Genomic DNA, 24,256 nt, shown 5'->3' with positions numbered 1-24,256 from the left:
AAGACTGGAAGGCGCTTTGCCCATGAACGACACCCTCAAGGCCTGCCTCTGGATGACCGGGGCCATCGCGTCTTTCACCACCATGGCCGTGGCGGGCCGCGCCGTCAGCCTGGACCTCGACACCTTCGAGATCATGTTCTTCCGTTCGCTGATCGGCATCGTGATCGTGGTAAGCGTGGCCCGGCTGGCCGGGACGCTGGGCCAGGTCGACACCCGCAACTTCGGCACCCATGTGGTGCGCAACCTCGGCCATTTCGCCGGGCAGAACCTGTGGTTCTACTCGATCACCGTGATCCCGTTGGCGCAGGTCTTCGCGCTGGAGTTCACCTCGCCCTTCTGGGTCATGCTGTTGAGCCCCCTCGTGCTGGGCGAGCGCCTGACCGGCAACCGCCTTGCCGCCGCAGCGGTGGGCTTTGTCGGGATCCTGATCGTCACCCGCCCCACCCCCGAGACGCTGCAGTTCGGCCAGCTGACCGCCGCGCTTGCCGCCGCGGGCTTTGCCGCCTCCGCGGTCTTCACCCGGCGCCTGACGCGCACCACGACGATCACCAATATCCTGTTCTGGCTGACCGTCCTGCAGGCGGGCTTCGGCCTTGTCTGCGCCGGATACGACGGCGATATCGCGCTGCCGAGCCTTGCCAGCCTGCCCTGGGTCGTGATCATCGCCCTTGCCGGGCTGGTGGCGCATTTCTGCCTGACCACCGCGCTGAGCCTCGCGCCCGCAACCGTGGTGATGCCCATCGACTTTACCCGCCTGCCGGTGATCGCCATCGTTGGCATGATGCTCTACGCAGAACCCCTGGACCGATACGTCTTCCTTGGGGCGGCGCTGATCTTTGGCGCCAATTACGCCAATATCACCTATGAGACCCGCCGCGCGCGGGCAGCGCGCCCCGCTGTCACTTAGATGTGACGCTACGTTTGCGCCATCACCCTTGACGTTCCGTCAAAGATTGACCGCAGAGACTCGGGTCTCCTAGCGTAGGTTGCAGGAGACTTCCGCACGCTCGGGATGAGGGACAAAACAATGAACAAATTCATAGCCGGGGCCGTCCTGGCCCTACTGTCATCGCAGGCCCAGGCCGCCGGTCTCGACCGTTCGGGACAAAGCGTCGCGTCCATCTTTGCCGCCGACGGCACCGCCAGCCTGAGCTTCGGCTACGTGATGCCCAGCGTCACCGGCACGGACAGCCGGGGCGCCGATTACGATGTGGGCGAATCCTACACCCAGACCGCGATCACCTACACCAACGGGCTCAAGGGCACCGGCTTCAACTACTCGCTGATCTTCGACCAGCCCTATGGCACCAACGTCGATTACGACGCCGACCCGACGACCTCGAACCTCGGCGGCACCATGGCCGACCTCGACTCGCGGGCGCTGACGGTGATCGGGCGCTACAAGTTCGGCGATCGCTTCAGCATCTTCGGCGGCATCGGCGTCGAACGCATCGAGGCCGACGTTGCCCTGAACGGTCTGAGCTACGCGGGCGCGATCTCGACCGCGGCGGTCGCCTCGACCGTGCCGGGGCTGGATTCGACCCTGCTGGGCGCCGCGCTGTCGGGCAGCGCCGCGGCGGCGACGGCGATCGACAGCACCTATGGCGCGGGCACCACCGCCGCACTGGGCAGCGCCGTGGCGAGCACCTCTGGCAGTTTCCTGGGCACCGGCGGCTATACCTTCGCCATGGACCAGTCGACCAAGCCGACCTACCTGATCGGCGCCGCCTACGAGATCCCGGATATCGCGCTGCGGATCTCGGGGACCTACCGCTTCCAGACCGAGCACAGCGCCGACACCACCGAAGAACTGCTGGGCCGCACGGTGCGCGACTCGGTGGATTTCGTCTCTCCGGCCAGCTTCAACCTGGATTTCCAGACCGGCATCATGGAAGGCACCCTGCTGACCGCCTCCTACCGCTGGACCGACTTCTCGGCGGTGGACATCGTGCCCTCGGCGCTGGGGGCCGACCTTGTGAACCTTGACGACGGGCACCGCTACACGCTGGGCGTGGCGCGCCGCTTCTCCGAGAGCTTCGCGGGATCGATGAGCGTCAGCTACGAGCCCGAGAACAACAATGACACGGTGTCCCCGCTGGGGCCGACCGACGGTCTCTGGGGTGTTTCGCTTGCGGGCCAGTACAGCAGCGGCGCGCTGAAGATCTCGGGCGGGCTGAACTATTCCTGGCTGGGCGATGCCGTGGCCGGCGTGGCCGAGCGCCCCGCCGCCAGCTTCGAGGACAACCACGCGGTCGGCATCGGATTCAAGGCCGAGATGGTCTTCTGATCGCCACTTTCGGGTGAAATGAAGAGAACCCTCGCCGCCCGCCCGCGAGGGTTTTTTCATGGCGGCGCAGGACCGGGACAAGGAGAGGTGTCGCCGTCCCGGCGCAGGGCGAGCCGGACCGGGACCTTCTTCCGTCACCATCGCTTCCCGGACCAATGGCGCGACAATGGCGACCGGACGGGGGCTCTGCCCCCGGACCCCCGGGATATTTCGGGACAGAAGAAGATGGGGCCGGTCCGAAGATGGAGGCCGATCCGACCGGGGGCTGGCGGCGCGGCCTGCGGTGGCGGCTGCAGGCCGGGACCGGCGGTGCTGGCGACCATCCGGCAGGGGGCGTGCAGGATCGGTGTCAAAGCGCAGAATCCGGGTCGTCAATTGCGCGTGGGCCTGCCAGAGATGAGCCATGACATCCCCGACCCTCTCTGCCCGCGCATGGGCGCAACTGGCACTGCTCGGCCTCATCTGGGGCGGGTCCTTCCTTGCCATCCGCACCGCGCTTGACGAGATCCCGCCGCTGACCTCGGTGCTGTTCCGCACCGCCATCGCCGCCGCGATCCTCTGGCCCATCGTGCTGCTGCGCGGCCTTCCGCTGCCCCGCTCTCCGCGCCCCCTGATCGGGCTGCTGGTCATGGGGCTGTTGAACAACGTCATTCCCTTCTCGCTGATGGCACTGGGGGCAGATGCATATTCCCACCGGGCTGACCTCTATCCTCAATGCCAACAGCGCGATCTTCGGGGTGCTGGTCGCGGCGCTTCTGCTGGCCGACGAGCGGCTGACGCTGCGCAAGACCGCCGGGGTACTGCTGGGCTTTGCCGGGGTCGTGATCGCCATCGGCCCGGCGCAGCTGCTGGCGCTGGACCTGACCTCTGTCGCGCAGCTGGCGGTTGTCGCGGGAACGCTGTCCTATGCCTTCGCCGGGGTCTGGGCGCGCAAATGGCTGGGCGGCCTGCCGCCGCTGGTCTCGGCTGCCGGGATGCTGACCGCCTCGAGCCTGATCATGCTGCCCCTCGTGCTGGTCACCGAGGGGCAGCCCCCGCTGGCCCTGTCGGCGGTCACATGGGGCGCCATCGCCTATTACGCCGCGGTCGCCACGGCGCTGGCCTACCTGCTGTACTACCGGGTGCTTGCGGTGGCGGGCTCCGGCAACCTGATGCTGGTGACACTGCTGATCCCGCCGGTCGCCATCACGCTGGGCGCGCTGGTGCGGGACGAGACATTGGCGCCCACCGCCTACCTTGGCTTTGCGCTGCTGGCGGCGGGGCTGACGGTGCTGGCATCGGGGCCGCGACCCAAGAGGGTTTGACGCGCGCGCACGGGCAGAATATCCCCCAGCCGAGCCAATCTGTTCCGGACCACGCCCATGCTTTATCCCGACGCCCGCGCCTGGCGCCATGCCCCGCAAAAGCGTGTTGTCCTCTTTGCCATGTCGGGGCTGGGCAAGACCCATGTCTCGACCCGGCTGCGCGACAGCGGCGACTGGTTCCACTACTCGATCGATTACCGCATCGGCACCCGCTACATGGGCGAGTACATCGCCGACAATGCCAAGGCGCAGGCCATGCAGGTGCCCTTCCTGCGCGATCTGCTGATGACGGATCTCGATCTACATCGGCTCTAACCTCAGCTTCGACAACCTCAACGCGGTCTCGACCTACCTCGGCAAGCCCGGCGATCCGGCCGTGGGCGGCCTGTCGATGGCAGAGTACCGCCGCCGCCAGTCGCAGTTCGAACGGGCCGAGCGGCAGGCGCTGCTGGATACGGGGTATTTCATCACCCGCGCGCAGGAGCTTTACGGCTACCCGCATTTCGTCTGCGACACCGGCGGCTCGATCTGCGAATGGGTCGATCCGGCCAACCCCGAGGACCCGATCCTGAAGGAGCTGGCCTCACAGGCGCTGCTGGTCTGGATCCGCGGCAGCGAGGACCACACCGCAGAGCTGATCCGCCGCTTTGACAAGGCGCCGAAGCCCATGGCCTACCGGCCCGACTTCCTCGCCGCCGCCTGGGCGCGCTACCTGTCGGAGACCGGGCTGGCCGAGGCCGAGATCGACCCCGATGCCTTCATCCGCTGGACCTACGCGCAGGCGCTGGCCCACCGCCAGCCGCTGTACGAAGAGATGGCCGCGCGCTGGGGCGTCACGGTCGAGGCCGCCGACATGGCCCGGGTGCAGAACGCCGGGGATTTCGAGGCGGTGATCGCCGAGGCCCTGCCCGGCTGAGGACCGCGCGCCGCCCCTCGCCGTGGCGCCTTGCCCCTCTGCCCCCCATCGCCTATCTGTCGGTCCTGTCAATTCAGGACCATCCCCATGCCCATCAAGCTGCCTTCCGACCTGCCCGCCTTCGACGTCCTCACCCGCGAGGGCGTCATGGTCATGGCAGAGGAGACCGCGGCGCGGCAGGATATCCGGCCGCTGCGCATCGGTTTGCTGAACCTGATGCCCAAGAAGATCCAGACCGAGAACCAGTTTGCCCGGCTGATCGGCGCCACGCCGCTGCAGATCGAGCTGTCGCTGATCCGCATGAGCGAGCACCAGACCAAGAACACCGCCGCCGAGCACATGGAGACCTTCTATCGCCCCTTCGCAGAGGTCGCCGATACGGGAGAGAAGTTCGACGGGCTGATCATCACCGGCGCGCCCATCGAGCATCTGCCCTTCGAAGAGGTCACCTACTGGGAGGAGCTGACCCGCGTCTTCGACTGGACGCAGGGCCACGTGCAGTCGACCTTCGGCGTCTGCTGGGGCGGCATGGCGATGATCCACCACTTCCACGGCGTGCAGAAGCACATGCTGGACGCCAAGGCCTTTGGCGCCGTGCGGCACCGAAACTGCGATCCGGCCTCGCCCTACCTGCGCGGCTTCTCGGACGACATGGTGATCCCGGTTTCGCGCTGGACGGAACTGCGCCGCAGCGAGATCGAGGCGGCGGGGCTGAAGATCCTGATCGACAGCGATGAAACCGGCCCCTGCCTCGTCGAGGACCCGGACCATCGCGCGCTTTATATCTTCAACCACCTCGAATACGACTCGGGCACGCTGAAGGAAGAATACGACCGCGACGTGGCCTCTGGAAAACCGATCAACGTGCCCGCGAACTACTACCCCGGGGACGATCCGACCCAAAGGCCGCAGAACCGCTGGCGCAGCCATGCGCATCTGCTTTACGGCAACTGGATCAACCAGATCTACCAGTCGACGCCCTACGATCTGGCCTCGATCGGCAAGGCGGGCCGGTGATGTCGAAACTCCTGCTGGCGGCGCTTCTGCTGCTGGCGGGGCTTGTCGGGGTCACGCTGCTGCGCGCCGCCGCGCGCGAGCGGGCGGCAGAGGCGGCCTATCCGCCCGGCGGCGATTTCGTCACGGTCGAGGGCCACCGGGTGCATTACACGGTGACCGGCGAAGGCCCGGACCTCGTGCTGATCCACGGGGCCTCGGGCAACCTGCGCGACATGACCTTCGGCCTGGCGGAACGGCTGGCCGCGCACTACCGCGTGATCGCCTTCGACCGGCCCGGGCTGGGCTACACCGACCGCATCGGCGCGGCTGGAGCCTCTATCGGGGAACAGGCGGCACTGCTGGCGCGTGCCGCCGCGCTGCTGGGCGCCGAGCGTCCGGTGGTCATGGGCCAGTCCTACGGCGGCGCCGTGGCGCTGGCATGGGCGGTGAACCACCCAGAAACGCTGTCGGCGCTGGTGCTGGTGGCGGCGCCCTCCTATCCTTGGGAGGGCGGGTTACCGAGGCTCTACAAGGTCAATGCGCATCCTGTCCTCGGCCCGCTGGCGATCCCCTTCCTGACCGCATGGGTGCCGCAGTCCTACGTCGACCGCGCCGTGGCCGGCGTCTTCGAGCCGCAGCAGGAGCTGCCCGGCTACGCCGACCACATCGGCGCGCCGCTGACCCTGCGCCGCCACAGCCTGCGCGAAAACGCCCTGCAACGGGCCAGCCTGAAGGGCGAACTGGCGGCGCTGTCCGAACGCTACGACGGGATCGACCTGCCCATCGAGATCGTTCACGGCACGGCGGACGAGACCGTGTCGCTGACGATCCACTCGCAGCGCATGGCGCGGGATCTGCCCGGGGCCAACCTTGCGACGCTGGAGGGGATCGGCCACATGCCGCACCATACCCGCCCCGGTGCCGTGGTCGAGGCCATCCACCGCGCGGCGGACCGCGCCGGCATCCGCACCGCCCCGGGGCCCTGACAGGCCCGCAGCCCAGACCAAACGGTTTGCGCTAATCCGCTTAACATCCCATATTACCCGTGACTTGCACGGCATCAGAGGCCCTTCATGACCCTACCTTTCGACGGCGCCATCTCCGAGTTCTTCGAAACCGACGCGCCGCGACAGGTGCGCGAAGCGATCAAGCGCGCCGACAAGGACGAGGTGCTGGACCCGGCTTTTCCCTATTCCGACATGCTGGGGCGCAAGCCCTACGACAAGGACATGGACAGGCTTCAGGTCGAACTGGTCAAGCTGCAGGCCTGGGCCAAGGAAAGCGGTGCGCGCATCGCCATCCTCTTCGAGGGCCGCGACGCCTCTGGCAAGGGCGGCACGATCAAGCGCTTCCGCATGAACCTCAACCCGCGCGGCGCGCGCGTGGTGGCGCTGTCGAAACCCTCGGACGTCGAGGCAACGCAGTGGTATTTCCAGCGCTACATCGACCACCTGCCCGCCGCCGGGGAAATCGTGTTCTACGACCGCTCTTGGTACAATCGGGGCGTGGTCGAGAAGGTCTTCGACTTCTGCACCGACGACCAGCGCGATCACTTCTTCGGGCAGGTGCCGGACTTCGAGAAGATGCTGGTGGACGAGGGCATCCTGCTGTTCAAGATCTGGCTCACCGTGGGCCGGGCCGAACAGCTGCGCCGCTTCCTGAAGCGCGAGAACGATCCGCTGAAACAGTGGAAGCTGTCGTGGATCGACGTCGAGGGGCTGAAGCGCTGGGACGCCTATACCGACGCCATCGCCGAGACGCTGGAGCGCACGCATACCCGGGAAGCCCCCTGGACGGTGATCCGCTCCGACGACAAGAAGCGCGCCCGGCTGGAGGCGATCCGCCACGTGCTGTTGCAGATCGACTATGCCAGCAAGGCGCCCAAGGCCGTGGGCCAGCCCGACCCGAAGATCGTCGGCGGGCCTGATCTCTGGCATGGGTAAGGGCGCGTGCTGAAGATGGGCAAGCGCGGCTATCACCACGGCAACCTTCGGCAGGCGCTGGTCGACGCGGCCCTGCGCCTGATCGAGGAAAAGGGCCCGACCGGCTTCACCCTGTCAGAGGCGGCAAAGCTGGCGGGCGTGACCCCGGCGGCGGTCTACCGCCACTTCGCCGGGCGCGAGGACCTGATCGCCGAAGCCGCCCGGCAGGGCTACGCGATCTTCGCCGACGTGATGCAGTTCGCCTATGACAAGGGCCAGCCCTCGGCGCTTGCCGCCTTCGAGTCGACGGGCCGCGCCTACCGGCCTTTGCCCGCCGTTATCCGGGCCACTATATCGCGATGTTCGAAAGCGGCATCTCGGTGAACCACTCGCCGGACCTGGCCGCGATCTCCGCCAAGGCGCGCGGGGTGCTGGAGAAGGCCGCGAACGACCTGTCGCAGCACATCCCGCCGGAAAAGCGCCCGCCGCCGCAGATGGTGTCCTCGCACATCTGGGCCTTGTCGCACGGCGTGGTGGAACTTTTCGCGCGGAACTCTCCCGGCACCCGCGCGCCCTTCCCGCCCGAGGACCTGCTGGAATCCGGCATCGGCATCTACCTGCGCGGCCTCGGCCTTTTGCCGCCCGACAATTGACCGGCGGGCCCCCCCGGCCTTGCCAAGCCACCGGGGCGCTCGTTATCTAGGGCACGACGGCGCGGCGCCCGGCGCGGGCTTCGCGCCGTCGGCCAGCCACCAACGACGACCGAAAGTGACACAATGGCCCAATCCGTCAGCCCCCGCACGCGCGCCTATTATGCCCTGATGTCCAACCTGCCCGGACGGCGCGGCCTGCGCTATCTGCGCAAGCTCAGCCGCAGCCGCCACGACGAGGTTCAGGCCGCCTTCGAGGCCGCGCTGGAGGCGGCGCGCGGCAAGATCTGCATCGATCTCGGCGCGAATGTCGGGGTCTTCAGCCAGCGCATGGCGCAGGTGGCGGCCAAGGTCTATGCCTTCGAGCCCGATCCACTGGACGGCGGCACAGCTGCGCGAGACCCTGAAAGACTGCGACAATATCGAGGTGATCGAGGCCGCCGCAGGAATCGCGCCGGGCCGGATGCCGCTGTACCGGTCGGAGAAATTCGACAGCGATCCGCGCAAGGGCTCGCTGTCCTCGACGCTTCTGGCCGCGAAGAGCAATGTCTCGGACAGGCCCGTCGCAGAGGTCGAGGTGCGCGATTTCCCCGCCTTCCTGCGCGAGCTCGACCGCGACATCGCCCTGCTCAAGATCGATATCGAAGGCGGCGAGGTCGCCCTGCTAGAGGCGCTTCTGGACGATCCCGTGGCGCAGCGCATCGACTTCATCTTTGTCGAGACCCACGAGACCAAGCTGCCGCCGGATCTGGTGGCGCGCTCCCGCGCCCTGCGCAAGCGGGTCAGCCGCATGGCCCGGCCCGGGGTCGACATGGACTGGGTCTGACCCCGGTCAGCCCGCCGTGATCTCTGCGTAAAGCGCCTCGATCCGGGTCAGGTGGGCGGCAAGGGAAAATCGCTCGCGGCACAGCACCTGCGCCGCCGCGCAGCGCCGTGCCGCCTCTTCTGGATTGGCCAGAACCTCCAGCGTGGCCGCCGCGAACCCCGCCGCATCGTCGGGCGCGACCAGCCAGCCGGTCCGGCCCCTGTCGACGATTTCCGGGGTGCCGCCCTCGTCGGTCGCCACCAGCGGAACCCCGGCCATGCCCGCCTCGATCAGCGTGCGGCCCAGGGCCTCGTGCCGGGCCGGGGCGACCAGCGCCGACATTCCCGCCATCACCGGGCCGAAGGGGCTGCGCGGCCCGACCGGCAGCACGCGCCCGGTCAGCCCCTCTTCCGCGATCCGCGCCTCGACCGCGGACAGGAAGGGCTGGTGCAGCGCGCCATACATCGGGAAGACCACCGGCCCCGGCGCGGCCGCCGCGATCCGCGCGGCGATCTCGACGAACAGTTCCGGCTCGCTTGCGGTCCGAGAGATTGGCGACATAGCCCACGATGGCGGTGCCCGGCGCTACGCCCAGCTCGGCGCAGAGCGCCGCGCGCGCCTCGGCGCTGGCCTCTTCTTGCGGCAGGAAGGGGTTGTAGATCATCCGCGCGTAGCCCTGCAGCGGCCCCGGCAGGCTGGACAGGGTAAAGCGCGAGACCGCCACGAAGGCATCCGCCCGCCCGCCCCAGACCGCCATATGCCGCCCCGAGGCCGGGGTGCGCTGGTGCCAGACGTGCCGCGCCGCACCGCCTTCGGTCGCTGCGCTCCAGATCAGGTGATTGCGCATGTCGTGGCTGTGGACGATGTCGTAGCCCGACGCCACCGGCCCAAGAACCCGCCGCACCGCCCGGCGGCGCAGCAATTGCCGCCACGGCGCCCGCAGCTCGGGGGCCGTCACCTCTGGCAGCGAGACCCGGGACTCGCCCAGCCCGCGCAGGTGATCCTCCAGCGCGCCAGAGCGGTGCAGGCCAAGCGTCACGGAATGCCCCGCCTCGCGCAGCGCCCGCGCCAGCAGCAGCGAAGAGATATGAGAGCCGCCGACACTGTCGCCGGTATAGGGAAAGAGAATCCTGAGGGGGGCAAGGCGGGCTCCGGCTTGTTGGGCCGTCCCATGCTAGAATATCCACCGCGGCTCTGCTAGGCCAAGTCCGTTGCGCTGCCCCGAGGATACCGATGCCAGACCTGCCCCGCGCCGAGGACGTCACCGTCCGCCACAACGACCTGAGCGACCGCCCCGGCCTGCCGCTTGTTCTTGTGGTGCGCAACGAACGGCCCTTGATGCCCGAGTTCCTCGACCACTACCGCGCCATCGGTGTGGAACGGTTCTTCATCCTCGACGATGCCTCGACCGACGGCACGCCCGACCTGCTGATGCAGGAGCCCGACGTCTGCCTAATGCAGTCCAGCCGCCGCTACGGCGAGACCCCCGAACCCGAAAGCCTGCCGCCCGCCCTGCGCAAGGCCGGCGACACGCGGATGATCCACGTCTGGCGCACCGGGCTGATGAATCGCTTCTGCGCCGGGCAATGGGCGCTGCAATGCGATGTGGACGAGTTCCTGCTGCTGCCCGAGGGCGTCCGGCTGCCGGATGTGATCCAGAGGCTGACCGCCGAGGGCGCGGCGGGGGTCTGGGGCGGGATGATCGACCTCTACCCGCGCGACATGGCGGCGCTGGCCGCCTGCCCCGACAGCGGCTTCACCTGGCCCCGCTGCGAGTGGTTCTTCGACGGGCGGCGGCATTTCTCGCTGCGCCCGGACAAGCCGCCCCGGCACCACTATGTCGGCGTGCGCCACCGGCTGGACGTAGCCTTCGCGGAAAAGCCCGACCTGTCGCCGCTCGCCCGGGCCAAGCTGCGCTTTCTGGGGCGGCGCAAGGCGCCCTCGGGGACGCTGGTGAAGCCAATCCTGCAACACTGGCAGCCCGGCAGCTACTACCTGAACAGTCACCTGACCACGCAAAGCCTGAGCGCACGCATCCTGTTGCCGCTGCTGCACTACCGGTACACGCCCGCCATCCTGCGCAAGCTGGAATGGGCCATGACCGAGGGCGGCTATTCCAAGGGCAATGCGGACTACCAGCGCGTCGACCGGATGCTGGCCGAGATGCGTGCGCGGAACGCCAGCTTCCTCACGCCGGTCTCGGTGCCGCTGACCGGCTTCGACAGCCTTGCCCGGACCGGCAACGCCATCTGGTAGGCGCCTGCCATCAAACGAAAAAGGGAACGAAAAAGGCCGCCCCGATACGGGACGGCCCTGACTTTCGGCACGGCGGGGTCTGCACCCCTCCGGCTGTGATTAACGCTTCGAGAACTGGAAGCTGCGGCGCGCCTTGCGCTTACCGTATTTCTTCCGCTCGACGACGCGGCTGTCGCGGGTCAGGAAGCCTGCCGCCTTCAGCGCGCCGCGCAGCTCCGGGTTGTACAGCTGCAGCGCCTTCGAGATGCCGTGCTTGACCGCGCCGGCCTGACCGGTGAGGCCACCGCCCTTGACGGTTGCGAAGACGTCGAATTCACCTTCCACGCCAGCAATCTGGAACGGCTGGCGCAGGATCAGCTGCAGCACCGGACGGGCAAAGTACTTGTCCTGGTCCTTGCCGTTCACGATGACCTTGCCGGAGCCCGGCTTGATCCAGACGCGGGCAACCGCGTCCTTCCGCTTGCCGGTGGCGTAGGAACGGCCCAGCTCGTCACGGACGGGCTCGCGGGGGGCCTCTTCGAGAACCGAGGTGTCGACAGAGCCAGCGGCCGCGCCGAGTTCTTCCAGGGAGTTGATCTGTTCAGCCATGATTACACCCGGGTGTTCTTGGAGTTCTTGGATTTCACGTCCAGAACCTCGGGGTTCTGGGCGTCGTGCGGGTGCTCTGCCGACGCGTAGATGCGCAGGTTGGTCAGCTGCTTGCGCGACAGGCGGTTGCCCGGCAGCATGCGCTTGACGGCCTGGAACACGACGCGCTCGGGGTGTGCGCCCTCGAGGATCTGCGCCTTGGTGCGGGACTTGATGCCGCCCGGGTGGCCGGTGTGCCAGTAGAAGTGCTCTTCGCGCTTCTTGCCGGTCAGCTGGACCTTGTCGGCGTTCACGATGATGACGTTGTCGCCCATGTCCATGTGGGGGGTGAAGGTGGCCTTGTGCTTGCCGCGCAGGCGCATGGCGACGATCGAGGCGAGACGGCCCAGAACAACGCCCTCGGCGTCGATCACGACCCACTTCTTCTCGATGTCTGCCGGAGTCGCAGAGAAGGTTTTCATGTGATAGTTCCGTTTATTGACAAGGGCCGCGCGATGAATCCGCCCGGCCCGGTATCCGATTGCGGGGTTATACAGCCTGCGGAAAGCCAGTCAAGCGGCACATATCGTAAATAAACAAACGTTTTCAATAGTTTAAAATTACGGTATCTGAATACCCCATGAAAATCGGCCTTCCCGGCCCCTTGACCCTGCCGGCTTCAGCCGCCACCAAGGGCGCGTTGCGACGCCCCTGATTGATCCCGATACGATGGCCCTGATTTTGACCGCCCTGACACTTGCGCTATCCGCGCTTCTCGGCACCGGGGCCGTGCGCAAGATGATCGAGGTCTACGAGGCGAAGCACGAGCTGAAGCAGGGCTCTGCCGGGTTCTTCCGCATGATCCGCGGCTGGTCGCGCATCGGCTTCTGGCTGCTGATCACCTGGTTCATCGCCACGGTCCTCGGCGACTGGCACCGGACCGACGACCTTGCGGGCGCCATCGACCGCGCGCAACTGCGGCTGTATCTCATGATGGAAATCCTTGCGGCAATGGCGGAGTCGGACAGTTGAGCATCGCGCAGTCCGACCTTCTGTGCCAGAGCTGCGCCGGGCAATGCGCCTTCGACCCCGCGCATCAGGGGCTGACCTGCACCCACTGCGGCACGCGCCGCTCGCTTGCAACGCCGTGGGACACACAGGCCGCCGCCGAGACCCGCTACAATCCCGGCGCCAATGACGCCACCGCCCCCGCCCTGCCCGAGAGCATCCACTGCCATTGCGAGACCTGCGGCGGAGAGGTCACCTTTACCGGCCCGGCGCTGTCGACCCATTGCCCCTATTGCGACGGCCCGGTGGTCATGACCTCTGCCGCCGAGGGCTTTCGCGCCATGGCGCTGATCCCCTTCCGGGTGCCCGCCGAAGCCGCGCCCGACCATATCACGCAATGGATCAAGGGCCGCCTCTGCGCGCCGAACGACCTGAGCGCAACGTCCTCCGAAGGCCGGATTGCCGGGCTTTACGCGCCCTTCTGGACCTTCGACAGCACCGAGTTCGTCCGCTACACCGCCACCTACCGCAGGGGTTCGGGCGACAAGGCGCGGCGCGTCCGCGTGAGCGGCTCCCTTCAGGTGCATTTCGACGACATGCTCGCGCCCGCCTCGGATCACGTCACCCCGCTGATCCGCGACGGCATCCTGCATGACTTCGACCCGCGCCGCCTGCGCCCCTATCGCGCGGGCTATCTTGCGGGCTTCGCCGCAGAGCGGCACCGGCAAAGCGTCGCCGAGGGGCTGGCCTCGAACGAGGCCGACAAGCACCTTCTGCTGCGCAATCGCGTGAGGGATCACGTCGGCAAACCCGCCACCCGGGTCTCGCAAATGGACACCGACACCAGCGGCATCCACTACCGGCGCATCCTGCTGCCGGTCTGGATCCTGCACTACAGTTATGGCGACAAACCGATGAAGGTCGTGGTCTCGGGGATCGACGGGCGCACCTACGGGGAACGGCCCTTCTCGCGCATGAAACTGCTGCGGGCCTCGGCGATCTTCGCCGCCGCCGCCGTGGCCTTCGGGTTCCTCTGGGGCTACGCCGGGGCCCCCTGAAACGCAAAACGCCCCGCCCGGTCGGGGCGAGGCGTCTGCACGCCGCGTGGGCTGTTCAGATCTTGCGGCGCAACATCCGGAACAGCCCGCTGGCCACCTGGCTTTCGGCGCTGCGGCGGCTGCGGACGGGACGGCGGCGATGGCGGCCGGTCTTGGCGGCACTGTAGCTTCCGACGGCGCGGCGGATCATGCTTCCGATACTCATGGTCTTTCCTCCGTTTGGTTCATGGCGCCCTGAGGCGTCTGCTGGGGAAAGAACGCCCGGCGCGACCTGCCGTTCCATGACCCGGCGAAGCGCCGCCTAGCCGCGCGCGGGCGGAATCGAGTAGGTCAGCGAGGCATGGGCCACCGGATCGCCGCTGCCCTCGGAGTAGAGCAGCACGCCGGTCACCGACAGCGTCCGCCCCAGCTTCAGCACCCGCGCCTCGGCCAGCAGGTCCACACCCGCCGCGGGCTTGCGCATGAAGTCGATCGAACAATGGGTCGTCACCGCCAGCGCCTGACGCCCGATCCGCGCCATGGTGGCCACATAGGCCGCCACATCCGCCAGCCCGAACATCGACGGTCCCGACACGGTGCCGCCCGGGCGCAGGTGCTGCTCGTCCACATGCAGGCGCATGACCAGCCGCTCTTCGGTCAGCTCGTCGATCTCGAACATGCCGCGCACCTGCGGAAAGACCTCGTCCAGGTAGCCCGCCATTTCCTCGGCTTCGATCATCAGCGCCATTCGCTTTCCTCCTTGCTTTGCGGCAGCTAAGCTGCCCCAAAAGCGGAGGACAAGATGGAAATCCTGCAACGTCGCGACACCGGGGGCGTCACCCGGCTGCACATGAACGCACCCGAGCGGCTGAACGCGCTTTCGGACGAGATGCTGGCGGCGCTTCAGTCCCAGATCGACGCGCTGATGGAAGACCGCGACAGCCGCGTGGTGATCCTGTCCGGCGCGGGCAAGGCCTTCTGCGCGGGCCACGACCTGAAGCAGATGCAGGCCGGGCGGCAGGCCGAGGACGGCGGCGCCGCCTATTTCGCCGACCTCTTCAACCGTTGCGGCGCGGTGATGCAGGGGCTGCAACGCCTGCCCCAGCCAGTCATCGCGCAGGTCCACGGCATCGCCACCGCCGCCGGGTGCCAGCTTGTCGCCTCCTGCGACATGGCCCCGGCCGCCGAGGGCACGCGCTTCGGCGTCAACGGGGTGAACATCGGCCTCTTCTGTTCGACGCCCATGGTCGCACTCTCCCGCAGTATCCCGCGCAAGAAGGCCTTCGAGATGCTGACCACGGGCCGCTTCCTGTCCTGCGCAGAGGCAGAGGCCGCCGGTCTGATCAACCGCACCGTCGCCCCCGAGACGCTGGAAGACGCCTGCGACGAACTGGCCGCGACGGTCGCCGCCAAGCTCTCGGCCGCCGTGCGCATCGGCAAATCCGCCTTCTACGACCAGCTGCAGATGCCGCTGGATCAGGCCTATGCCTTCACCGGCGAGGTCATGGTCGAGAACATGCTTTGGCGCGACACCGACGAGGGCATCGCGGCCTTCCTCGAAAAGCGCAGCCCGGACTGGGCCTAGACCCTTGGCAGAGCGCGCGGCAGCGTCTATCTGCGGCCCATGACAGAGACATTGCATATCGTGGGCGGCGGCATGGCCGGGTCCGAGGCCGCATGGCAGGCCGCAAACGCGGGCGTGAAGGTCGTGCTTCACGAGATGCGCCCGCAGGTGAAGACCTTCGCGCACCAGACTGAAAACCTTGGGGAAATGGTCTGCTCGAACTCCTTCCGTTCGGATGACGACGAACAGAACGCGGTGGGCCTGCTGCATTGGGAAATGCGTCAGGCCGGCGGCCTGATCATCGAGACCGCGCATAAGCACCGCCTGCCCGCCGGCGGCGCGCTGGCCGTCGACCGCGAGGCTTTCGCGGAATCGGTGACCGCCGCGCTGACCGCCCATCCGAATATCACGATCACCCATGAAGAGATCTCTGACCTGCCCGCCGAGGGCCGCTGGATCTTCGCCACCGGCCCGCTGACCTCCGAGGCTCTGGGCGCCGCGATCCAGTGCGGAAACCGGCGCCGACCGGCTGGCCTTCTTCGACGCCATCGCCCCCATCGTCTACGCCGAGACCATCGATATGGGTGTGGCCTGGCGCCAGTCACGCTACGACAAGGGCGAGACCGAGGAAGAACAGAAGGCCTACCTGAACTGCCCGATGACGAAGGACCAGTACGAGGCCTTCATCGACGCGCTTCTGGCCGCCGACAAGACGGAATTCCACGAGGGCGAGACGGCGAAATACTTCGACGGCTGCCTGCCCATCGAGGTCATGGCGGAACGTGGCCGCGAGACCCTGCGCCACGGCCCGATGAAGCCCGTGGGCCTGACCAATGCCCATAAGCCGGACCAAAAGCCCTACGCCGTGGTCCAGCTGCGCCGGGACAATGCGCTGGGGACGCTCTACAATATCGTCGGCTTCCAGACCAAGATGAAGTACGGCGCGCAAAATGCTGTTTTCAAAATGATTCCCGGGCTGGAGGACGCCAGTTTCGCGCGCCTCGGCGGCATCCACCGCAACACCTTCCTGAACAGCCCGACGCTGCTGGACGCACAGATGCGCCTGCGCTCCGAGCCCAATATCCGCTTTGCCGGTCAGGTGACCGGCGTCGAAGGCTACGTCGAATCCGCCGCCATGGGCCTGCTGGCGGGCCGCATGGCCGCCGCCGAGATCCTCGGTCACACGCTGCCCACGGTCCCGCAAGACACAGCGCACGGCGCGCTGATCCACCACATCACCGGCGGCGCCGAGGCCAAGACCTTCCAGCCGATGAATGTGAACTTCGGCCTGTTCCGCCCGCTCGAAGGCCTCAAAGGCGGCTCGCCGGGGCCGTCGCGACCGCTACAAGGGCTATACCGACCGCGCCAAGGCGGAATGGTCGGGCTGGTTGGCGGATCAAGCGAACGTCACCCCGGAACCCTCTGAAAAAGCGTGACCTTCCGGACGCGCTTCGCCCCCAGCCCAACCGGGCCGCTGCATCTGGGTCACGCCTTCTCGGCGCTGACCGCCTTCGACATGGCCCAGGCAGCGGGCGGCACCTTCCTGCTTCGCATCGAGGACATCGACAGCACCCGCTCGCGCCCGGAATGGGAGCGGCAGATCCACGATGACCTGCGCTGGCTGGGCCTCGACTGGCCCGAACCGGCCCTGCGCCAGTCCGACCGGCTGCCCGCCTATCGCGCCGCCCTCGACAGCCTCTGGTCGCAGGGCCTGCTCTATGCCTGTAGCTGCAGCCGCCGCGACATCGCCGAGGCCGCCTCTGCCCCGCAGGAAGGCGCGCCGCTGATCGGCCCCGACGGCCCGGTCTACCCGGGCACCTGCCGCGGCAAGCCCCGCAGCGGGCCGCTGCCCGAAGGCGCCCTGCGGCTCGACATGGCCCGCGCCATGGAAAGGCTCGGCCCCGCCGACATCACCTTCACCGAAACAGGCGCCCGGACGGCGCCGCAGGTCACCGCGCGCGGGATGATCGACACGGTCGGGGACATCGTGCTGTCGCGGCGGGACTTCCCGGGCTCCTACCACCTGTCGGTCGTGCTGGACGACGCGGCGCAGCAGATCACCCATGTGATCCGCGGCGAGGACCTCTTCGACGCCACGCCGATCCATGTCGTGCTGCAGCGCCTCATGGGCCTGCCGACACCCGGCTACCATCACCACCGCCTGATCCGGGACGAGCATGGCAAACGCCTCGCCAAACGCGACGACGCCCGCGCCCTCGCCACCTACCGGGCCGAGGGCGCCACGCCGCAGGACATCCGCCGCCTGGTCGGCTTCTGAGCCGCAAGCCTCCCGGCACCCCAGGCCGCCAAGAAAGCGCCGTCCCTCGGCTTCTTCTTGGCCCAAATACCCAAGGCCCACAGCCGCCGCGCGCGGCGCGGTCAGACCATGGGCGCCATCAACTCGGTCTCTTCGCCCACCACCGAGGTATAAAAGCACGACCGCCGGTTGGTGTGACAGGCCGGTCCCTCCTGCCGGACCACGGCCAGCAGGCAATCGCGGTCGCAATCGACCCGAAGATCCACCAACTCCTGCGTATGCCCCGAGGTCTCGCCCTTGATCCAGAAGGCCTGCCGCGACCGCGACCAATAGGTCACGCGCCCGGTTTCCAGTGTCTTCGCCACGGCCTCGGCAGTCATCCAGGCCATCATCAGGACTTCACCGGTCCCCTCGGCCTGGGCGATACAGGGGATCAGGCCGCGCGCGTCATAGACCAAGGTCGCAGGATCGAAGGGCATGGGCAAAAACCTTTTGCTTGTCTGAGTGCGATGCCTATGTATGGAACTCACGGCCAAAGGGAAACCACGAGGACGCAGCCAATGTCCGGCGAGACCGATCTTATCAAGCTCTATTCCGGGCGCATCCTTGAACTGGCCGCGGATATCCCGCGCCTCGGGCGGCTGGAGGCCCCCGGCGCCACCGTCAAGAAGCGCTCGCCGCTCTGCGGCTCGACCGTGACCGTCGACCTGGTGATGGAAGACGGTACCGGGTCGCCGACTACGCGCAGGATGTGAAGGCCTGCGCCCTTGGGCAGGCGGCGGCCTCGGTCGTGGGCGGCGCAATCCTCGGCTGCACCCCGGACCAGATCGCCCGGGCCCGCGACATGCTGCGCGCCATGCTGAAAGAGGACGGGCCGACGCCCGAGGCCCCCTTCGACGGGCTGGAGGTGCTGCGTCCCGCGCAGGCCTACAAGAACCGCCACGCCTCCATCCTGCTGGCACTCGACGCCGCCACCGAGGCGGCAGAGATCGCCCGCGTGAACCGGACCGCCTGACGCCCCCACCGCATTCCGCGCAGCGGTGCGCCGAGTCGAACCGGCGCGCCTCACGTCCGGCATTCTGGCCCCGGTCAGGCGCAGGCCGTGCCCGACCCTCAACCAAAAAAACCGCCGCGCTCCGGGGATGGAGGCGGCGGAAAGGCGCGCGTTTTGGGCGCCGGATCTGATCGGTCACAGGCAGTGGAACCGAGGTTGGGAACAGGCCGGCACGCTGTCGGGACAGACAGGTGCCGGGATCCGGGACAGGAACACGCAGGCAGAAAGGGTTACAGAAGCACCGGCAGATGCAGGGCGCAGACGAGTATGACAATCAGCGACAGCCCGCCAAGGGCATCCTGCCAAAGCCCGTCGTGGTCACGGGTCAGGGCGGTTTTGACGATCTCGAACATGGGCTGTCTCTCCATCGGCTGCTTTGTTACCCATTTGTTCTCATATCATTTACGCTGTGTAAAGAACTTTATGAGAACATTTGAGAACAAAGTGGAAGTGGACGGGTCAGCCCACGCCGATCAGGCGGATCGCCTCGTCCTGCCGCATCAGCCACAACAGGTGCCGCGCGGCCCTGCCCCTCGGGCTTTCCAGCGCCGGATCCTCGGCCAGCAGCTTGCGCGCGTCTGACTGCGCCACGGCCATCAGCGCCGACTGCCGTTCCAGATCCGCGACCTGAAACCGTGGCAGACCGGACTGGGCGACGCCGATCAGGTCACCCGCGCCGCGCATCTCCGAGGTCGACCTCGGCGATGCGAAAGCCGTCCTCGGTCTCGCGCAGCGTGGTCAGGCGTTTCAGGCCGCTTTCCGAGAGCGGCGGCTGGTACATCAGCAGGCAGGTGGACTGGGCCTCGCCGCGCCCGACCCGGCCCCGCAACTGGTGCAGCTGGGCAAGGCCGAAGATCTCGGCCCGCTCGATCACCATGATCGAGGCATTGGGCACGTTCACCCCCACCTCGATCACCGTGGTCGCCACCAGAACGCTGGTCCGCCCGGCGACGAAATCCGCCATCGCCCGGTCCTTTTCGGCGGGTGGCATCTGGCCATGGACCAGCCCCACCACACCCTCGCCAAGCGCCGCGCGCAGCAGCTTGAACCGATGTTCCGCGGCGATCAGGTCAGAGTTCTCGCTTTCCTCCACAAGCGGGCAGACCCAGTAGGCCTGCCGCCCCTCGGCCACGGCGCGGTGCAGATGCGCGACCACCTCTTCCATGCGTTCGACCGACATCAGCGCGGTCTTCACCGGCTTCCGGCCCGGCGGTTTTTCGTCCAGCACCGACACGTCCATGTCGCCGTATTGGGCCAGCGCAAGCGAGCGCGGGATCGGAGTGGCGGTCATCACCAGAACATCCGCGGCGGCCCCCTTGCGCCCCAGTTCAAGCCGCTGGCGCACGCCGAAACGGTGCTGTTCGTCCACCACCGCAAGACGCAGATCCGCAAAGCCCACATCCGCCTGAAAGACCGCATGGGTCCCCACCAGCACCTGGATCTCGCCCGCGGCCAGCGCCGCCAGCTTGGCTTCGCGCTCGGCGCCCTTGTCGCGCCCGGTCAGGATCTCCAGCACCACGCCCGCGCTTTCGGCCAGAGGCTGCAAGCCCTCCATGTGCTGCCGCGCCAGGATCTCGGTCGGCGCCATCATCACGCCCTGCCCCCCGGCCTCGACCGCCGTCAGCAGCGCCTGAAAGGCGACCAGCGTCTTGCCCGCGCCCACGTCGCCCTGCAACAGCCGGTTCATCCGGTCCGGCCCGGCCATATCCGCCGCGATTTCCGCCACCGCCCGCTCTTGCGCGCCGGTGGGCCTGTAGGGCAGCGCGGCCAGCACCCCGGCCCGCAGGCGCCCGTCGCCCCGGGTCACCATGCCGCGCGCCTTGCGCCGGTGGGCGCGCGCAAGCGCCAGCGTCAACTGATGCGCCATCAACTCGTCGTAGGCCAGCCGCATCCGCGCCGGGGCGGTCTGCTGCAGATCCCCCGGACCCTCGGGCGCATGGGCGGCGCGCAGGGCCTCGGCCCAACCCGGCCAGCCCTCCTGCGCCTGCTGTCCCGGGTCGATCCATTCGGCCAGATCCGGCAGGCGGGTCAGCGCGTCGCGCAGGGCGCGGACCATCTGCTTTTGCGTGACCGGCCCGGTCAGCGGATAGACCGGCTCGTACCCCGGCAGATCGCCGGCGTCTTCGGGCGGCAGGATATGCTCTGGATGGACCATCTGCGGCACGCCGTCGAACAGCTCGACCCGGCCCGACAGAATGCGCCGCGCGCCGGTGGGCAGCACCTTGGTCAGGTAATCGGCGCGGCCCCTGAAGAACACCAGCTGAAAGCGCGTCTTCGCGTCGTCCGCCTCGATCCGGTAGGCGCCGCCCTTGCGGCTGGCGGGCCGATGCGCGCCAATCACCGCCTCGACGGTCAGCACAGCGGGCAGATCGGCGCCCTGCACGGTCTCGCGCAGCTGCCGGTCGATCCCGGAATAAGGCAGCGTATACAACAGGTCGCGCGGCGTCTCGATGCCCGCCCCCTGCAAGGCCTGCGCCGTCTTCGGGCCGACGCCATCCAGCGCCTCGATGCCCGCGAACAGCGGCCAGAGCGGCTCTGGCCGTCCGCTCATCCGCCGATCAACGCCAGCCAGGCGTCCTCGTCCAAAACCATCAGCCCCAGCTCGCGGGCCTTCGCCTCCTTGCTGCCCGCGCCCGGCCCGGCCACGACGATGTCGGTCTTCTTCGAGACCGAGCCCGAGACCTTGGCGCCCAAAGCCTCGGCCCGCGCCTTGGCCTCGGCCCGGGTCATGCGTTCCAGCGAACCGGTGAAGACCACCGTCTTGCCCGCCACCGGAGAGCCCTGCGTCTGCGGGCGGTCGGGCGCCTGCACCTCGAGCTTGCCCACCAGCCTGTCGATCGACTGCCGCTCGCGCGGGTTGGCAAAGGCGTCGGACAGCGATTGCGCCAGCGTCGCGCCGACGCCGTCGATGCCGGTCAGGTCGGCCCATGCCTCCTGCGCGGCGGGCGGGACATCGGCCATGGCCGCGTCGCGGGTTTCCTTGATGCGGGCGCGCCGGCCTGCGTCGACCGCCGCCGCACGCTCGGCCCGTTCGGCCTCGTCGGCCTCGCGGTGGGCCAGCGCCGCCGGGCGGGCCCGGTCCACGGTCTCCGCAAGCGGCTCCCAGCCGCCGAAATGCAGGGCAAGATCGCGGGCGGCGGCCTCTCCGGCATGGCGGATGCCCAGCCCGAAGATCAGCCGTTCCAGCGGGATGCGCCGCTTTTCCTCGATCGCGGCAAAGAGGTTGGCGGCGGATTTCTCGCCCCAGCCCTCGCGGTTCTTCAGCTGTTGCAGGCCCTGCCCGTATTGCGACGACAGGTCGAAGATATCCGCGGGCTCGGCGATCCAGCCGTCGGCGTAGAACTGTTCGACCTGTTTGGCGCCCAGCCCCTCGATGTCAAAGGCCGCGCGGCTGACGAAATGCTTCAGCTTTTCAACGGCCTGCGCGGGGCAGATCAGCCCGCCAGAGCAGCGGCGGACCGCGTCGCCCTCTTCGCGGCTGGCGTCAGAGCCGCATTCCGGGCAGGTTTCGGGAAAGCGGTAGGGTTCGGCATCGGCGGGGCGCCGGGACAGGTCGACATCCGCGACCTTCGGGATCACGTCACCCGCGCGGTAGACCTGCACCCAGTCGCCGACGCGGATATCCTTGCCGTTGCCCTCGTCGTCGGGGCGGATCGCCGCGCCGCTGTTGTCGCGACCCGCGATGTAATCCTCGTTGTGAAGTGTCGCGTTGGAGACGACGACCCCGCCCACCGTGACCGGCGTCAGCCGCGCCACCGGCGACAGCGCCCCGGTGCGCCCGACCTCGGATGTCGATGGCCTCCAGCCGGGTCCAGGCCAGTTCCGCCGGGAACTTGTGCGCGATGGCCCAGCGGGGCGTTGTCGAGCGAAAGCCAAGCCGTTCCTGCAGCGACAGGTCGTCCACCTTGTAGACCACGCCGTCGATGTCATAGCCCAGCGTCGCCCGCTGCGCTTCGATGGCGGCGTAGTGCATCAACATTTCCGGGACGGTTTTGCACAGCCGGGTCAAGGGGTTGGTCTGAAAACCCGAGGCCCTGCAACCGGGCGATGGCCTGCCACTGCGTTTCGGCCAGCGGCTCTGACAGGTCGCCCCAGGAATAGGCGAAGAAGCGCAGGGGCCGCGCGCGGGTGATCTGTGGGTCGAGTTGACGAAGCGACCCGGCGGCGGCGTTGCGCGGGTTGGCGAAGGTCTTGCCCCCCTGCGCCGCCTGCCGGTCGTTCAGGGCCGCGAAATCCTCGTGGCTCATGTAGACTTCGCCCCGGACTTCCAGCACCGCGGGCGCCCCCGTCAGCCGGGCCGGAATATCGGCGATGGTCCGGGCGTTGGCGGTGACATTCTCGCCCGTGGTGCCGTCGCCCCGGGTCGCCGCCTGCACAAGGTCGCCGTCTTCATAACGCAGCGACAGGGACAGGCCGTCGATCTTGGGCTCTGCCGTGTAGGCAACCGCCGCATCCTCCGAAAGCCCCAGATAGCGCCGCACGCCCCGGTCGAAATCACCGATGTCCCCGTCTTCGAAAGCATTCGACAGGGACATCATCCGCAGCGCATGGCGGACCTTGGAAAACCCCTCGGACGGGGCCGCGCCCACCTGCTCCGACGGGCTGTCGGCGCGCTTGAGTTCCGGAAAGCGCGCCTCGATCTCGGCATTGCGGCGCTTCAGGCGGTCATATTCGCCATCGTCGATCTCTGGCGCATCTTCCGTATGATAGGCCCGGTTCGCCGCCTCCAGACGGTCGGCCAGCACCGCCAATTCGTCGCGCGCCTGCTCTTCCGTCAGTTCCTCGACCGGGATCTCGCTCATGGTCCTTGCTCCGCCGCCTGTCACTTCGCATGTGATAGGCGCGCGCAGGCGCAAGGTCCATATCAGCCGTTTACGGCCAGCGCCTTCGGTTCGTCCTTCGAAGGCTCCGGGTCGCGCAGGACATAGCCCCGGCCCCAGACCGTTTCGATGTAATTGTCGTCGCCGGTGGCCACGGAGAGCTTCTTGCGCAGCTTGCAGATGAAGACGTCGATGATCTTCAGCTCGGGTTCATCCATGCCGCCATAGAGATGGTTGAGGAACATCTCTTTGGTCAGCGTCGTGCCCTTGCGCAGGCTCAGAAGCTCCAGCATCTGGTATTCCTTGCCGGTCAGATGCACCGACTTTCCCTGCACCTCGACCGTCTTCGCGTCCAGATTGACCGAGACCTTCCCGGTCCGGATGATCGACTGCGAGTGGCCCTTGGACCGGCGGATGATGGCGTGGATGCGGGCCACAAGCTCATCCCGGTGAAACGGCTTGGTCAGGTAGTCGTCGGCGCCGAAACCGAAGCCCTTGATCTTCGATTGCGTGTCGTCGTCGCCGGTCAGGATCAGGATCGGCGTATCGATCCGCGCAACCCTGAGTTGGCGCAGAACCTCATGCCCGTTCATGTCGGGCAGGCCGAGATCCAGCAGGATCAGATCGTAGTCATACAGCTTGGCGAGGTCGATGCCCTCCTCCCCCATGTCGGTGGAATAGACATTCAGATTCGCGTGACTCAGCATCAATTCGATGCTTTTCGCCGTCGTCGGGTCGTCTTCTACCAGCAGTATCCGCATGGGCCGTCTCCGGGTGATGTCTGTGCCTGCGGAAAACCTGAGCCAAAAAGGT

At 67.7% G+C, this 24,256-nt stretch carries 19 protein-coding genes and 8 pseudogenes; 16 read left to right on the top strand and 11 right to left on the bottom strand.

Annotated features, from left to right (window positions below; genetic code table 11):
- The first annotated feature begins 22 nt into the window (after positions 1-22).
- The 9 genes and pseudogenes from ABFB10_RS18130 (at position 23) to ABFB10_RS18090 (ending at position 8,901) form a co-directional block, all read left to right on the top strand.
- Positions 23-907 carry a DMT family transporter gene (locus ABFB10_RS18130; protein ID WP_347167560.1) on the top strand — a complete coding sequence of 295 codons (885 nt, stop codon included), beginning with the start codon at positions 23-25 and terminating at the stop codon, positions 905-907.
- Positions 908-1,027: 120 nt separating this feature from the next.
- Positions 1,028-2,287 (top strand): hypothetical protein, encoded by a 1,260-nt coding sequence (locus ABFB10_RS18125; RefSeq protein WP_347167559.1) that lies wholly within the window; start codon positions 1,028-1,030, stop codon positions 2,285-2,287.
- Between the two features lie 403 nt (positions 2,288-2,690).
- A pseudogene (locus ABFB10_RS18120) lies at positions 2,691-3,591 on the top strand (DMT family transporter).
- A gap of 57 nt (positions 3,592-3,648) precedes the next feature.
- Positions 3,649-4,507, top strand: a pseudogene (locus tag ABFB10_RS18115) (ATPase).
- Positions 4,508-4,594: 87 nt separating this feature from the next.
- The gene (gene metA / locus ABFB10_RS18110) at positions 4,595-5,524 is read left to right on the top strand and encodes a homoserine O-acetyltransferase MetA (RefSeq protein WP_347167558.1); all 930 of its coding nucleotides are present in this window, start codon (positions 4,595-4,597) and stop codon (positions 5,522-5,524) included.
- Positions 5,524-6,489 carry an alpha/beta fold hydrolase gene (locus tag ABFB10_RS18105; protein WP_347167557.1) on the top strand — a complete coding sequence of 322 codons (966 nt, stop codon included), beginning with the start codon at positions 5,524-5,526 and terminating at the stop codon, positions 6,487-6,489. The genes metA and ABFB10_RS18105 overlap by 1 nt, the downstream gene beginning before the upstream one ends.
- Positions 6,490-6,576: 87 nt before the next feature.
- A complete protein-coding gene (gene ppk2 / locus ABFB10_RS18100; protein ID WP_347167556.1) occupies positions 6,577-7,446 on the top strand; it encodes a polyphosphate kinase 2 in 870 nt (289 codons plus the stop codon).
- Positions 7,447-7,461: 15 nt separating this feature from the next.
- Positions 7,462-8,078, top strand: a pseudogene (locus tag ABFB10_RS18095) (TetR/AcrR family transcriptional regulator).
- A gap of 352 nt (positions 8,079-8,430) precedes the next feature.
- Complete coding sequence (locus ABFB10_RS18090) at positions 8,431-8,901, top strand: FkbM family methyltransferase (protein WP_347167555.1); 471 nt, start codon at positions 8,431-8,433, stop codon at positions 8,899-8,901.
- A 6-nt stretch (positions 8,902-8,907) separates the two neighbouring features.
- On the opposite strand, the gene ABFB10_RS18085 is transcribed toward ABFB10_RS18090, so the two are convergent.
- Together ABFB10_RS18085 and ABFB10_RS24260 are read right to left on the bottom strand one after the other, a co-directional pair.
- Positions 8,908-9,441 (bottom strand): glycosyltransferase, encoded by a 534-nt coding sequence (locus ABFB10_RS18085; protein ID WP_347167554.1) that lies wholly within the window; start codon positions 9,439-9,441, stop codon positions 8,908-8,910.
- Positions 9,442-9,583: 142 nt separating this feature from the next.
- Positions 9,584-10,009 (bottom strand): annotated as a pseudogene (locus ABFB10_RS24260) (glycosyltransferase); the annotation flags it as partial.
- A 104-nt stretch (positions 10,010-10,113) separates the two neighbouring features.
- Here ABFB10_RS24260 and ABFB10_RS18080 point away from each other — a divergent pair.
- Positions 10,114-11,136: a glycosyltransferase family 2 protein gene (locus tag ABFB10_RS18080; protein WP_347167553.1), complete on the top strand. Its 1,023-nt coding sequence runs from the start codon at positions 10,114-10,116 to the stop codon at positions 11,134-11,136.
- 99 nt (positions 11,137-11,235) lie between these two features.
- On the opposite strand, the gene rpsI is transcribed toward ABFB10_RS18080, so the two are convergent.
- Both rpsI and rplM read right to left on the bottom strand, forming a co-directional pair.
- Positions 11,236-11,724, bottom strand: a complete 489-nt coding sequence (gene rpsI, locus ABFB10_RS18075) for a 30S ribosomal protein S9 (protein ID WP_206565933.1) — start codon at positions 11,722-11,724, stop codon at positions 11,236-11,238.
- Positions 11,725-11,726: 2 nt separating this feature from the next.
- The gene (gene rplM, locus ABFB10_RS18070; protein WP_206565934.1) at positions 11,727-12,185 is read right to left on the bottom strand and encodes a 50S ribosomal protein L13; all 459 of its coding nucleotides are present in this window, start codon (positions 12,183-12,185) and stop codon (positions 11,727-11,729) included.
- A gap of 247 nt (positions 12,186-12,432) precedes the next feature.
- On the opposite strand from rplM, the gene ABFB10_RS18065 reads away from it, so the two are divergent.
- Positions 12,433-12,735, top strand: coding sequence for a hypothetical protein (locus tag ABFB10_RS18065; protein ID WP_347167552.1), 303 nt, complete (start codon positions 12,433-12,435; stop codon positions 12,733-12,735).
- Positions 12,732-13,769: a hypothetical protein gene (locus ABFB10_RS18060; RefSeq protein WP_347167551.1), complete on the top strand. Its 1,038-nt coding sequence runs from the start codon at positions 12,732-12,734 to the stop codon at positions 13,767-13,769. Before ABFB10_RS18065 ends, ABFB10_RS18060 begins: the two co-directional genes overlap by 4 nt.
- A gap of 55 nt (positions 13,770-13,824) precedes the next feature.
- Here the strand turns inward: ABFB10_RS18060 and ABFB10_RS18055 are convergent, their stop codons facing one another.
- The gene (locus ABFB10_RS18055) at positions 13,825-13,974 is read right to left on the bottom strand and encodes a hypothetical protein (RefSeq protein ID WP_347167550.1); all 150 of its coding nucleotides are present in this window, start codon (positions 13,972-13,974) and stop codon (positions 13,825-13,827) included.
- Positions 13,975-14,070: 96 nt separating this feature from the next.
- Positions 14,071-14,496, bottom strand: a complete 426-nt coding sequence (locus ABFB10_RS18050) for a PaaI family thioesterase (protein WP_347167549.1) — start codon at positions 14,494-14,496, stop codon at positions 14,071-14,073.
- A gap of 54 nt (positions 14,497-14,550) precedes the next feature.
- Between ABFB10_RS18050 and ABFB10_RS18045 the strand changes: the two genes are divergently transcribed.
- The 3 genes and pseudogenes from ABFB10_RS18045 to gluQRS all read left to right on the top strand — a co-directional run bounded on the left by ABFB10_RS18045 (position 14,551) and on the right by gluQRS (position 17,590).
- Positions 14,551-15,333, top strand: a complete 783-nt coding sequence (locus ABFB10_RS18045) for an enoyl-CoA hydratase (protein ID WP_347167548.1) — start codon at positions 14,551-14,553, stop codon at positions 15,331-15,333.
- Between the two features lie 39 nt (positions 15,334-15,372).
- Positions 15,373-16,738, top strand: a pseudogene (gene trmFO / locus ABFB10_RS18040) (methylenetetrahydrofolate--tRNA-(uracil(54)-C(5))-methyltransferase (FADH(2)-oxidizing) TrmFO).
- A gap of 6 nt (positions 16,739-16,744) precedes the next feature.
- The gene (gene gluQRS, locus ABFB10_RS18035) at positions 16,745-17,590 is read left to right on the top strand and encodes a tRNA glutamyl-Q(34) synthetase GluQRS (RefSeq protein WP_347167547.1); all 846 of its coding nucleotides are present in this window, start codon (positions 16,745-16,747) and stop codon (positions 17,588-17,590) included.
- Between the two features lie 101 nt (positions 17,591-17,691).
- On the opposite strand, the gene hisI is transcribed toward gluQRS, so the two are convergent.
- Positions 17,692-18,048: a phosphoribosyl-AMP cyclohydrolase gene (hisI, locus tag ABFB10_RS18030; RefSeq protein ID WP_347167546.1), complete on the bottom strand. Its 357-nt coding sequence runs from the start codon at positions 18,046-18,048 to the stop codon at positions 17,692-17,694.
- Between the two features lie 81 nt (positions 18,049-18,129).
- Between hisI and ABFB10_RS18025 the strand changes: the two are divergent.
- Positions 18,130-18,584, top strand: a pseudogene (locus tag ABFB10_RS18025) (iron-sulfur cluster assembly scaffold protein).
- A 269-nt stretch (positions 18,585-18,853) separates the two neighbouring features.
- Here the strand turns inward: ABFB10_RS18025 and ABFB10_RS18020 are convergent.
- The 4 genes and pseudogenes from ABFB10_RS18020 to ctrA form a co-directional block, all read right to left on the bottom strand.
- Complete coding sequence (locus ABFB10_RS18020) at positions 18,854-18,976, bottom strand: hypothetical protein (protein ID WP_347167545.1); 123 nt, start codon at positions 18,974-18,976, stop codon at positions 18,854-18,856.
- Positions 18,977-19,082: 106 nt separating this feature from the next.
- A pseudogene (gene recG, locus ABFB10_RS18015) lies at positions 19,083-21,174 on the bottom strand (ATP-dependent DNA helicase RecG).
- A pseudogene (gene ligA, locus ABFB10_RS18010) lies at positions 21,171-23,425 on the bottom strand (NAD-dependent DNA ligase LigA). Before ligA ends, recG begins: the two co-directional pseudogenes overlap by 4 nt.
- Positions 23,426-23,487: 62 nt before the next feature.
- Positions 23,488-24,204, bottom strand: a complete 717-nt coding sequence (gene ctrA / locus ABFB10_RS18005; protein ID WP_206565515.1) for a response regulator transcription factor CtrA — start codon at positions 24,202-24,204, stop codon at positions 23,488-23,490.
- Positions 24,205-24,256 lie beyond the last annotated feature (52 nt).

The sequence above is a fragment of the Ponticoccus litoralis genome, from assembly GCF_039769985.1.
GTDB lineage: Bacteria > Pseudomonadota > Alphaproteobacteria > Rhodobacterales > Rhodobacteraceae > Ponticoccus > Ponticoccus litoralis.
The sequence above is the reverse complement of the archived record's forward strand: the minus strand, read 5'-3'. Positions and strand labels throughout refer to the sequence as shown.